At 32.3% G+C, this 11,941-nt stretch carries 12 protein-coding genes; 5 read left to right on the top strand and 7 right to left on the bottom strand.

The features are described from left to right. Window positions 1–2: 2 nt before the first annotated feature. The 3 genes from IEV50_RS08100 to IEV50_RS08090 form a co-directional block, all read right to left on the bottom strand. Entirely contained in the window at window positions 3–833 is an 831-nt protein-coding gene (locus IEV50_RS08100) for a 3-keto-disaccharide hydrolase (protein WP_188412852.1), read from the bottom strand. Window positions 834–883: 50 nt separating this feature from the next. Then, window positions 884–1,564, bottom strand: coding sequence for a (d)CMP kinase (cmk, locus tag IEV50_RS08095; RefSeq protein WP_188412850.1), 681 nt, complete (start codon window positions 1,562–1,564; stop codon window positions 884–886). Window positions 1,565–1,629: 65 nt separating this feature from the next. Then, entirely contained in the window at window positions 1,630–2,259 is a 630-nt protein-coding gene (locus IEV50_RS08090; RefSeq protein WP_188412843.1) for a hypothetical protein, read from the bottom strand. A 314-nt stretch (window positions 2,260–2,573) separates the two neighbouring features. On the opposite strand from IEV50_RS08090, the gene arfB reads away from it, so the two are divergent. After that, window positions 2,574–2,984, top strand: coding sequence for an alternative ribosome rescue aminoacyl-tRNA hydrolase ArfB (gene arfB / locus IEV50_RS08085; RefSeq protein ID WP_188412841.1), 411 nt, complete (start codon window positions 2,574–2,576; stop codon window positions 2,982–2,984). Window positions 2,985–2,987: 3 nt separating this feature from the next. Here the strand turns inward: arfB and IEV50_RS08080 are convergent, their stop codons facing one another. Together IEV50_RS08080 and lon are read right to left on the bottom strand one after the other, a co-directional pair. Next, window positions 2,988–3,938, bottom strand: coding sequence for a lipid A deacylase LpxR family protein (locus IEV50_RS08080; protein ID WP_188412839.1), 951 nt, complete (start codon window positions 3,936–3,938; stop codon window positions 2,988–2,990). A gap of 93 nt (window positions 3,939–4,031) precedes the next feature. Further along, on the bottom strand, window positions 4,032–6,503 hold the full coding sequence (gene lon, locus IEV50_RS08075; protein ID WP_188412837.1) for an endopeptidase La: 2,472 nt from the start codon (window positions 6,501–6,503) through the stop codon (window positions 4,032–4,034). Window positions 6,504–6,835: 332 nt separating this feature from the next. On the opposite strand from lon, the gene IEV50_RS08070 reads away from it, so the two are divergent. Beyond that, window positions 6,836–7,459: a tetratricopeptide repeat protein gene (locus IEV50_RS08070; RefSeq protein WP_188412835.1), complete on the top strand. Its 624-nt coding sequence runs from the start codon at window positions 6,836–6,838 to the stop codon at window positions 7,457–7,459. A gap of 52 nt (window positions 7,460–7,511) precedes the next feature. Here the strand turns inward: IEV50_RS08070 and IEV50_RS08065 are convergent, their stop codons facing one another. Then, entirely contained in the window at window positions 7,512–8,042 is a 531-nt protein-coding gene (locus tag IEV50_RS08065; protein WP_188412833.1) for a hypothetical protein, read from the bottom strand. Continuing rightward, window positions 8,042–9,562 (bottom strand): 2,3-bisphosphoglycerate-independent phosphoglycerate mutase, encoded by a 1,521-nt coding sequence (gpmI, locus tag IEV50_RS08060; protein ID WP_188412831.1) that lies wholly within the window; start codon window positions 9,560–9,562, stop codon window positions 8,042–8,044. The genes IEV50_RS08065 and gpmI overlap by 1 nt, the downstream gene beginning before the upstream one ends. A 250-nt stretch (window positions 9,563–9,812) precedes the next feature. Between gpmI and IEV50_RS08055 the strand changes: the two genes are divergently transcribed. The 3 genes from IEV50_RS08055 (at window position 9,813) to plsY (ending at window position 11,857) form a co-directional block, all read left to right on the top strand. Then, the gene (locus IEV50_RS08055) at window positions 9,813–10,211 is read left to right on the top strand and encodes a DUF4783 domain-containing protein (protein WP_188412829.1); all 399 of its coding nucleotides are present in this window, start codon (window positions 9,813–9,815) and stop codon (window positions 10,209–10,211) included. Window positions 10,212–10,315: 104 nt separating this feature from the next. After that, window positions 10,316–11,158, top strand: a complete 843-nt coding sequence (nadC, locus tag IEV50_RS08050) for a carboxylating nicotinate-nucleotide diphosphorylase (protein WP_229746670.1) — start codon at window positions 10,316–10,318, stop codon at window positions 11,156–11,158. A gap of 51 nt (window positions 11,159–11,209) precedes the next feature. Continuing rightward, window positions 11,210–11,857, top strand: a complete 648-nt coding sequence (plsY, locus tag IEV50_RS08045; protein ID WP_188412825.1) for a glycerol-3-phosphate 1-O-acyltransferase PlsY — start codon at window positions 11,210–11,212, stop codon at window positions 11,855–11,857. Window positions 11,858–11,941: the final 84 nt, after the last annotated feature.

Below are 11,941 nucleotides of genomic sequence, written 5' to 3'. Positions count from 1 at the left end.
ATTTATTGTTTCAATATTGTTTCTAAAACCATATTAAGTTTTTCTTTATTTTTCATAAATGGTTCAAGATTATACAATTGTACGGTTTTAAACTCTATTGGATGGCTTTCACTTTGCAATGAAATATAACCAGAAGTTAATGGTTTCCCATCAATTTTAACTTTTGCATCGAAATTTGAAACATTACCACCACCAATTTGCGGCTTGGTATATTCTAAAACAACTTCACCTTCAATAATATGTTTAATAACCGAATCGCCCAAAACTAAAAATTGAGCTGTTACCCATTGATCGCCAGCATAGGTTTTTGATTTAGAATCTAAACAATGTGGTGTAAAAAGCTTTCCATTGAAGAAGATATTTGTACCTGGAGTGCAAACGTTACTGGTATGGCGATCATGTTCACCATCTCCGCCTAATATCTGAGCTTCAACAGAAATAGGGAAATCCTGATCTTTTAACATGGTTTTTGGGTCCTGACAATGCAACATAGCCCCGCTGTTTCTTAAAGCCCAGCCTTCACCACCTTTAGCCTGCTCACCAACAAAACGATAAGTAACTTTTAGTAGATAGGCAGAAAATGGTTTTTTATAAAAAATATGCCCGTACTGCTGGTCGAAAGTGTCATAGCCATCATAACTAACTTTCATTAGGCCATTTTCTACTCTAAAGGTATTGGCAAAATTATCGTTTAAGTTATGCTTTGAGATTTTAACCGTCCAATCTTTCAAATCTTTACCATTAAAGAGATTAATCCAGCCTTTTTGAGCATTAACGTTTAAAGAAATGAACGCAAAAAAAAGAAATAGAATTGAGGTTTGTTTTAATATCATAATAGCAAATGGTTTGTGCTAAAAATATGAAATAAAATTAAAGTAGTTGATTATTTAATTAATAAAGGCTCAACTCTTTCTAAAGCGAATGCTAATTGTTCATCCTGTGTTAAATCTGTATTATCTAAAATAATGGCATCTTCTGCCCTAACCAGTGGACTCTCTTTACGCGTTGTGTCTGCATAATCACGGTGGGCAAGGTTTTCAAAAACTTCTTCAAGTGTGGTTTCGTTATTGCCTTTACTTTCTAACTCTTTAAATCTTCGTTCAGCTCTGATTTTAGGATCGGCAGTCATAAAAAATTTTAAAGGTGCGTTAGGGAAAACAGTGGTTCCGATATCACGGCCATCCATTACAATGTTTTTAGATTTGCCCATTCGCTGTTGCTGTTTTACCATTTCATGACGAACAATTTTATGCGCCGAAACTTCACTTACATTTTCTGATACTGGCATTAAACGAATTTCATCAGAAACTTCTTCGCTGTTTAAAGTAATATGCGATTCGTAATCGCGTGAGTGAAAATTCAATTCGATGTGTTGCAAAGCATCGGTAACTTTTGCGTCATCAGCAATATCGATTTTATTTCTTAGAAAAAATAAGGTTACGGCACGATACATTGCACCGCTATCAACATAAATAAAGCCTAATTTTTTTGCTAATGCTTTTGCAAGTGTGCTTTTTCCGCAAGATGAATAGCCATCAATCGCTATTACCAGGTTTTTCTTCATCGTGCGGCAAAGTTAAAAATTAGAAACAGAATGCTGAATTTTTTTCAAGCTTGTAATTAAATAATCTACTTATCGAGCTTAGCAATCCAAACTGAATTATAGGGATGTAACCAGCCTTCATGTTGTAAGTACCAAAATAATCCTTCATCAATGCGGAACGCAAACATTCCATACAAATAATGATTTGCATTAAATGTTGTATAATTTTTGCGGTAATGAAAATAAGTAACCAAAGTTGATTTTTTATGATTGCCTTCTTCTGTAATTTCTATTGTACAAGGATCAAAAGCTGCTGCAAACCGAAAATTTCTGTTAAATCGCTCTCCCCATTTGTTCCAGGCAACAAGTTGCTTACCTTTAGTATTTAGCATTTTTTGAATATCGGGTGCACTTAAATATGCATCATCATAAAATATCCTAGTTTTGCTCTTTTTTGGAAACAATAAGTAGAAATTTTGAATACTGGCTTCAGGAAAAGGTACAATATCCCCAACTGTTATAATTAGAAGTGTACCATATATGGCACATTTTTGCTTAAACTTTAAATGATAACCATTATTTATCTGCATTTGAAATGCTTCTGCATGGAGATTATATTGCTTTAGATTATACGGTGTAGATATAATGAAAATGCTTAGGCCAACAAATAGCGTTATTGTGATAAATTTTCTATTCTTTTTTTTGAAATACGCCACAGTTGCAACTATTAACGTTAAAAAAAATAAATAAAAAATATGTAATGAGTAACAGAATGTCCATAGCAAAAAAAATAAAAAGACAAAACATATTACGGAAAATACAAATGTTTTTAAAAATGAAACTATTATTTGACCAAAAGATTTTAATGTCATGGGTTATTTTAGATATGCGCTTATTTAGAACGATTGTTTGAAGTTAAAATTTATCAACGAATAAACAAAATTACCTAATATGAAATTAAAAATTTAGCATTATATGTGTATCATTTTGGAATATCTTTGAGGAGGGATATTAATAAATTTTTAAGAAAATGATACCTAATAGGGAAGAAATTTTAAAAGTAGTAACATTTAAAACATCCAGAAGTGGAGGGAAAGGTGGCCAAAATGTGAATAAGGTTTCGAGTAAAGTAGAACTGATTTTCAATTTAGAAAGTTCAGAATATTTAAGCGATGAAGAAAAGCTAATTATAAAAACTAAACTCGAAAATCGTTTAGATTCTGAAGGTCTGTTACACATTATTTCTCAAGAGGATCGAAGTCAGCTTTTGAATAAAGAAAAGACAGTTGCTAAATTAATCGATTTGCTTAAACGGTCTCTTGTGGTTCAAATAAAGCGAAAGCCAACTAAAATCCCCAAAGCGGTAATTCAGAAAAGATTAAAGAATAAATCCGTTAACGCTGAAAGAAAAGAAAGCAGAAAAAAACCTGGTTTTGATTAAATTTTATATTTTACCAAACCTGTAATATAAACTCAAGCCACCATAATTTTGAGCTTTTGCAATGCTTTTTACTTCTTTTGTTTTGAAAATCACATTAAAATCAGCCGTAAATCTTTTAGAACTGTAATTTACTCCAAATTGCTGTTCAAAAACAATTGGTTTAATGCCAAAAGTTACGGGACTATCATTATTAAAAATACTACCTTGAATGGTTGCATCATATGCAACTATATTTAATTGAGGTTTTGCGTAAAAAAAGAATTCTGAGCTATTCAGGCTTTTGGTTTTAGCATCTCCAATTACTGCATTGTGGTAAGCACTGTTAAATAATTGATTTAATTTCCCAGCCCTAAATAAAAGAGACGCTCCTAAGCCGCTAAAGGTTGTGCCTAAATTTGCATATCCTTGTCCGCTAAAATCTACTGCATTATCACTCGAACGGTGGATAAGCTTACTGTAATTACCAGAAAGGTTTACTGCAATTTCATTTCGTATTTGATATTCCCAACCTGCAGGCGTATAAAAACCAACAGTTTTATGTAAGAATTTTTGTGCATCCTGAGCTAAAGAATTTGGACCAACAGTACCTAATTCAATACTGGTTTTTAAAACACTTTCTTTTTTATAGAAAATAGAATAGGCGGCACCTGCATACAAGTAACCTGCAAATGGCCTGTCTTGATCTTCTTTTTTTGCTACCTGACCCCAATAAGGTGTGTATATTTTCTGACCTATAGAAATTTCGTAAGTTTTCTTCTCAATGTTTTCTCCTAATTTTTCAGGGTTTATTGCTCTGCGATAATAAATAAATAGTCCATTTGTATAATATCTATCATTCAATGTTGCCAGGTAAGCATCATTTTCGGTTTTAAAACCAAATTCATTTTTGAAGTTTTGAGCTTTTGCCGTATTAACAACAAATAATATTAAAAGGGATGCTAAAATCGATTTCATAAAAAAGTCCCGATAATTCGTCGGGACTATAAAAGTATCTATTGTAAATGAATTAATTAATCAAAGGATTAAATAAAATTATAATATTACAAATTAGTTAACAATTGGTGCTAGCTTAATAGTTAAATCGATAGGTTTTTTTACTTTATTTTTTAATAAAGCTAGCTCTATAACTTCACTCATTTCTGTAACGTAATGAAATGTTAAATCCTTAATGTAGCTCTCCTTAATTTCTAAAATGTCTTTTCGATTGCTTTTACATAGTATAATTTCTTTAATGTTAGCTCTTTTTGCAGCTAATATTTTTTCTTTAATTCCACCGACTGGTAAAACCTTTCCACGTAATGTAATTTCACCGGTCATAGCTAAATGTTGTTTTACTTTGCGTTGTGTAAAAGCTGAAGTTAAAGCTGTTAGCATTGTTACACCTGCTGATGGGCCATCTTTAGGTGTTGCACCCGCAGGTACATGAACATGTACATCCCAATTATCAAATAAGGTATAATCAATCCCGAATTCATTAGCATGTGCACGTAAGTAAGCCAATGCAATAACTGCAGATTCTTTCATTACATCGCCCAAATTACCTGTTAAAGTTAATTTGCCTTTACCAGGACTTAAGCTCGATTCGATGAATAAAATATCACCACCAACGCTTGTCCATGCTAAACCTGTAACCACACCAGCAACTTCATTGCCTTCGTATAAATCTTTATCGTAAATAGGAGCGCCTAAAATGCGTTCAACATCTTCTTCTGTTAAATTAACATTGTATTCTTCTTCCATCGCAATTTTTGTAGCAACACCACGAACCAATGAACCAATTTTTTTCTCTAAACCACGAACGCCACTTTCGCGAGTATAATCTTCGATTACTTTTTCAATTAAAGCTGGTTTTAGAACAATATCTTTCAATTTTAAACCATGATTTTCTTTCTGTTTGGGTAATAAGAATTTCTTGGCAATTTCAATTTTCTCTTCGATTGTATATCCGTTAACTTCAATAATTTCCATACGATCTAACAAAGCTGGCTGTATTGTACTTAACGAGTTGGCCGTTGCAATAAATAAGATATTTGATAGGTCGTAATCCATTTCAACATAATGGTCATAGAATGCATTATTCTGTTCAGGATCTAAAACTTCAAGCAGGGCTGATGAAGGATCGCCACGATGGTCAGTTCCTACTTTATCAATTTCATCTAACACAAATACAGGATTGTCTGCACTTGCCTTTTTAATTGATGAAATAATACGACCTGGCATTGCTCCGATGTAAGTTTTACGGTGACCACGAATTTCAGCTTCATCGCGAATACCACCTAATGCCATACGAACATATTTACGACCCAAAGCTTTGGCAATTGATTTCCCCAACGAAGTTTTACCAACTCCCGGAGGGCCAACCAAACATAAAATTGGCGCTTTCATATTTCTTTTAAGTTTTAACACCGCTAAATATTCAATTATGCGTTGTTTAACTTTTTCTAGGCCGAAATGATCCTTATCTAAAACACGCTGTGCTCTTTTTAAATCAAAGTTATCTTTTGTAAATTCGCTCCAAGGCAAATCTAAAAGCAATTCAAGGTAGTTAAGTTGTATAGAATAATCCGGTGCTGCCGGATTCATACGACCTAATTTATCAAGCTCTTTATCAAAATGAGCATAAACTTCTTTGGTCCATTTTTTCTTTTTAGCTCTTTCCTGTAAAGCATCAAATTCTACATCAGCTGAATTGCCTCCAAGTTCTTCTTGTATAGTTTTTAGTTGTTGATTTAAAAAATAATCGCGTTGTTGCTTATCTAAATCAGTACGGACTTTTGATTGAATTTGATTTCTCAACTCTAGCATTTGCAATTCAACCATCAAAAGTTCCATAACCTTTTGAGCCCGCTCCAGCAAATTATCCATTTCAAGGATTTTTTGTTTATCAGACATTTCGGCATTCATATTTGACGATATGAAATTTATCAGAAATGAATTGCTTTCAATATTTTTTAATGCAATGCTAGCTTCAGTTGGGATATTTGGGGAAAGCTGTATAATTTGAGAAGACATCTCTCTAATTGATGCAATAAGCCCTTTAAATTCTTTATCGGTTTTTGTTTTCTGTTCTTCAAATTTTTTAACGGATGCTTTGATATAAGGTTCGTTTTGTACTTCTTCCAATAAGCTGAAACGTTGCTTACCTTGAATGATAACTGTTGTATTACCGTCGGGCATTTGAAGCAATTTTATAATGTTAGCAACAGTACCAACCGAGTTAAGCTGGTCAAAAGTAGGATCTTCAATTGATACATCTTTTTGTGAAACAACACCAATAATTTTATTTCCTTTGTAGGCTTCTTTAATTAGTTTAATAGATTTATCTCTTCCTACAGTAATTGGAATTACCACACCTGGAAATAAAACTGTATTACGTAAAGGCAATATTGCTAACACTTCAGGAGTCTCTTCATTATTCATTTCTTCCTCATCTTGTTGAGACATTAATGGAAAAAATTCAGTATCCTCGTTAATAATTGGCATCGCTGTATTAAAATCAAATATATCTTGTTTACTCATTATTATTATTTATAACGACAAACTGGCAGTTCTATCGAAGGTAATTTGTGTGTTTTTATTGTATAGGTATTAAATTCAACTCTTGTGCCAAACTTACTTTAAGTTAATGTTATTTTAAAATTGGTATAATGTTATGATAAAAAGGCAGGGAATATATATTTTCGCCAAATATCATATATCTGAGTTTTTAGCGTTTAAGCTATTGTTTAATTGATTTAGTTAATGTAAAAAAATTAAACCATATTATTTTCTAAGAATTGAATTATATTGCGTGAATATTTTATTCATTTATTTGCGATGAAATTTTAGATTTGTTAACTTATTACCATTACATGAACTATTTTAAACAAACCGTTTTAGGTTTAATCATTTTCTCTTCAAGTAGTAGTTTTGCGCAAAATGGCAGCGATAAAAAAATTATGGATGCCATGGTAAAGGGCGACTACAAAGCTGCTGTTACACAATTAGAAAAAGCCGATGCTAAAGATGGAAATAATGCAAATGTTTTGAAAATGCTTGGTTATTCTTATTATCAAAATGGAGATTATGAGAATTCGATAACTACCTATAGTCGTTTAATTGTTTTAAAACCAACTGAGATTTCTGCATACTACTATCGTGGAAAAGCAAGATTAAATGTTGCCAATGATCCTAAACAATCATTAAATAGTATGCGTGATAATTTTTATACTGCTGCAATTAAAGATTTTACAAAAGCAAGCGAGCTAAGTGGCGAGGAAGATACTCAAATGCTGCAAAACAGAGGTTTAGCTTACAAGGATTATGCTATTTTTAAATCATTTAAATCTAAGAAAGCTACAGAAAAAGCTGCATGTATAGCTCTATTTAATAATTCAATTTCCGATTTTCAGAAAGTACTAACTTTGCAACCACTCAGAAAAGATATTATTGACTGGATTACTTATGATAAAGCTCAAATTGCGAGTTTAAAATGAACTAAACCAGTTGTTAAAAAAAGGGTTTGAATTTAATATTCAAGCCCTTTTTTTATTTAAATTTACCCAAAATATGATAGCTCTTGGCCATTAATAGTTTTATTTTTTGATATTTTTTAATTTGATATAAGCTATCAGGATAATAGATTAAAGTATCACTGCTCGTGTATAAAATATTTTTATTTGAGATAATAATTTGCACCTTTTTAACTTTATTATTTAACGTATTAATTACAACATCTTTAATCGGAATTTTTTTGCTCGAAGATGTGTAGTGCTCTAATTCAAATTTTTTATCCATATTAAAACTTCCCTTCCAAGATGCTTTATTTATATCAGCATTAATAAAAATAGCAAGTTCTTTCTCCCAATCGGTAAGCTTTAAAGTTTGTGTTTCACTTACATCATTAACTGAAACTTCTTTAACAATCTGTGGATTTAATTTTTTTAATCGAACGGCTTCCTTTTTAAAATAGCCATTAATATCAAAATATAACAAATCGGTATTTGCTTTCGATTCCTCACGCTGATTGCAGGCAATAAAACCTAAAGCAAATACTAAAAATATTAATTTTTTATTCATTATATAAGAACATTGCCTGTCATTTCTTCAGGAATTGCTACCCCAAGAATTTTTAAAACAGTAGGGGCGATGTCGCCAAGTTTTCCATCAGCTATGCTTTTATATTCATCATCAATTAAAATGCAGGGAACTAAATTTGTGGTGTGTGCTGTATTGGGAGAACCATCTTTATTAACCATAAACTCAGAATTGCCATGATCAGCAAGCAAAATAAAAGAATATCCATTTTCCAATCCTTTGTTTACTACAATTTCTGCATATTTATCAGCTGTTTCTACTGCTTTAATAACTGCCTGAAATACTCCAGTATGGCCTACCATATCAGGATTGGCGAAGTTTAAGCAAATAAAATCTGCCCAACCTGTTTCCATTTCTTGTGTAATAGCATCAGTAATACCAGCGGCACTCATTTCAGGTTGTAAATCGTAGGTAGCAACTTTTGGCGATGGAATTAAAATGCGTTTTTCATTCTTAAATTCTGTTTCCCTTCCACCTGAAAAGAAGAAAGTAACATGTGGATATTTTTCGGTCTCCGCAATACGAATTTGATTTTTACCACTTTCTGCTAAAACTTCTCCTAGGGTTTGCGTTAGATCATCTTTAGTAAAAATAACATTTACCCTCTCAAAGCTTTCATCATAGGTTGTCATTGTAACATAATATAAAGGCAGTTTGTACATTTGTTGTTCAGGGAAATCTTTTTGGGTTAATGCTGTGGTAATTTCTCGGCCTCTATCTGTACGGAAATTAAAACAAATTACAACATCATCATTTTGAATTGTTGCAACTGGTTCGCCATTATCCTGAGTTAAAACGATTGGTTTGATGAATTCATCAGTTACACCTTCATCATAAGATTTTTTAATTGAAGCTAAAGCATTGTGAGTTTTCCCGCCGATGCCATTAACCATTACATCATAAGCTTGTTTAACTCTTTCCCAACGGTTATCTCTATCCATGGCGTAATAACGCCCAATCATTGTTGCTAATTTTACTACAGAACCCTGAATATGATTCTGTAAATCAGTGATAAAACCTAATCCAGAATTTGGATCGGTATCGCGACCATCTAAAAAAGCATGTACATAAGTTCTTTCTACTTTTGCTTCATTCGCCGCATCGCATAAAGCTTTTAAATGTTCTATATGAGCATGTACACCTCCATTCGAAACTAAACCAATAAAATGTACCGCCTTATTGTTTTTCTTAGCATAATCAAAGGCCTTTAACAAGATAGGGTTATAGTGAAGTTCTCTGTCAGTAATTGACTTATTAATTCTTCCAAGTTCTTGATAAACTACACGTCCGGCACCTAAGTTCATGTGCCCAACTTCCGAATTGCCCATTTGTCCGGCAGGTAAACCAACAGCTTCTCCTGAAGCTTCTAATGTTGAGTTTGGATATTTTTCTATAAGCGAATCAAAAAAAGGAGTATTGGCTGCATAAGCTGCATCAGAATTATCGTGTTTTCCGTAGCCCCAACCATCAAGAATAATAAGTGCGAGTTTTTTATTTTTCATTATTTTTATTTAATATAATGCTCAAACTATAAATATAAAGCAGTCTTTTTTTTAGTAATTAAAGTGCTCCAGTTTTTCATTAGTTTTCTAAAATTATGAATCAATTTTAAAACATTTTCTAAAATGCTATGTTTTAATAATTCTTCATAGAACAAATATAGGTTTATTGAAGCTTATACAAATTAAGAATTCCTTTTTTTGATAAGCTAATGGCATAATTTTAGCTATAGGCTATTTATAAAATGCTGAAATGATCCGAAGCCTGTTTTTATTCTTATTAGCTATAACGCCCATATATCGCTCATTAGCCTTTCAGGCTGATATTATTGATGATCTATCTTCTTATTTTAAAGCTGGAAATTCAAAAGAAATTGCTAAAAATTTTGCGCCTACGATAGAATTGATCATTATTGATGAAGAAGATGTATACTCTAAAGCACAGGGCGAGCAGATATTAAAAGATTTTTTCAGTAAACATCAGCCTGTTAAAACAAGTATTTTCCATCGAATTAATAATAGTCAGAATTACAGATTTGGCGTAATTCTAGTTAACACATCTAAAGAAACTTATAGAGTATCCATAACTATGAAAAAGTTTAATACAGCTTTTTTAATTACCGAGTTAAGGATTGAGCCAGCTAAAGATTAACAGTATTTGTTATCGAATATTTCTTTTTTTCTTCCTTCTATTTCAATAACAACAAATCTCCTTCTAATAAATAATTATTACTTTTGATGCTTAATTACCAAATTTTGGACAAGCAACATATATCTCAATTCATAAAAAATGCCCTTTCCGAAGATGTTGGCGACGGTGATCATACATCACTATCTACAATTCCTTCTGGAACAAAGGGGAAAGCCAAATTAATTATTAAAGAAAACGGAATTTTAGCTGGTGTTGAATTGGCTGTAGAAATATTTGCTGAGGTTGATTCTTTGTTAAAAGTGGATGTTTTAGTTGGTGATGGTGCTGAGGTAAAAATCGGAGATATTGCTTTAGTTGTTTCAGGGAGTACACATTCTATCCTTATTGCTGAGCGTTTGGTTTTAAACTGTATGCAAAGGATGAGTGGAATTGCAACTAAAACAAACAGGATCGTTTCTTTATTAAAGAATACCAAAACCAAACTTTTAGATACTCGTAAAACAACACCTGGTTTGCGCTATCTCGAAAAATGGGCGGTTAAAATTGGTGGGGGTGTAAATCATAGAATTGGTTTGTACGATATGATTTTAATTAAGGATAATCACGTTGATTATGCAGGAGGAATTAGTAATGCATTAAATGCAGCAAGAAAATATTTAATTGATAATGATAAATCATTGCAAATTGAGGTTGAAGTTAGGAATATTGAGGAATTAAATCAGGTAATTGAGGCTGGTGGGTCAGATCGAATTATGCTTGATAATTTTAATTATACCGATTTAAAAACTGCTGTTAAATTAATTGATGGTAGATTTATCACTGAAGCTTCTGGTGGTATTACGGAAGATAATGTTGTGGAATATGCAGCATGCGGTGTAGATTATATTTCTATGGGTGCGCTTACACATTCTGTGAAGAGCCTTGATATGAGTTTAAAAGCATATTAATCTGTGATTTCGTATATAAAGAAAGGCTTATTTTTTGTATCATTGTAGGCTATGGTTACGGTTTATTCTCTCACAGCCTTATTAGTTGCTTATCTTTTTGGTTCTATCCCAACAGCGGTATGGCTAGGTCAGGCTTTTTATGGTGTCGATGTTAGAGAATACGGAAGTGGTAATGCAGGTGCTACCAACACATTTCGTGTTTTAGGTAAAAAAGCAGGTATAGCTGTAATGGTTATTGATATTGCTAAAGGTTACACAGCAACTAATCTTGCCTATTTAATTGGAATGTCTGTAACAGGCCCGCAAAACTCAGCACAGTTTGTTAACTATCAATTGGCTCTTGGGGTTACAGCCGTTTTAGGCCATTTGTTCCCGATTTTTGCAGGTTTTAGAGGTGGAAAAGGGGTGGCAACACTTTTTGGAATGATTTTAGCAGTACATTTCGAAGCATCTATGCTTTGCGTTCTTGTTTTTGTTGTGGTATTACTCTTAACAAAATATGTTTCCCTGAGTTCAATTTGTGCAGGATTTACTTTTCCGCTCAGTATTGTATTTCTTTTTCAGGTATCTATAAAATCTGAAGTGCTTTATGGCATGGTTGTATGTATTTTGATTTTAGTAACTCACCAAAAAAATCTCGAAAGATTGCTGAAAGGCAAAGAATCTAAAGTGTATTTGTTTAAGAAAAAAGCTAATTAAAACAAACAAAACACAATTATGAAACTTATTTTAAGCTTGCCTGTTATAGGTTGTAGTTTATGATTTTGTTCATAATCTCTTATC

This window comes from Pedobacter mendelii (genome assembly GCF_014635725.1).
GTDB classification, from domain to species: Bacteria; Bacteroidota; Bacteroidia; order Sphingobacteriales; family Sphingobacteriaceae; genus Pedobacter; species Pedobacter mendelii.
This window is presented reverse-complemented; position numbering and strand designations above follow the sequence as displayed.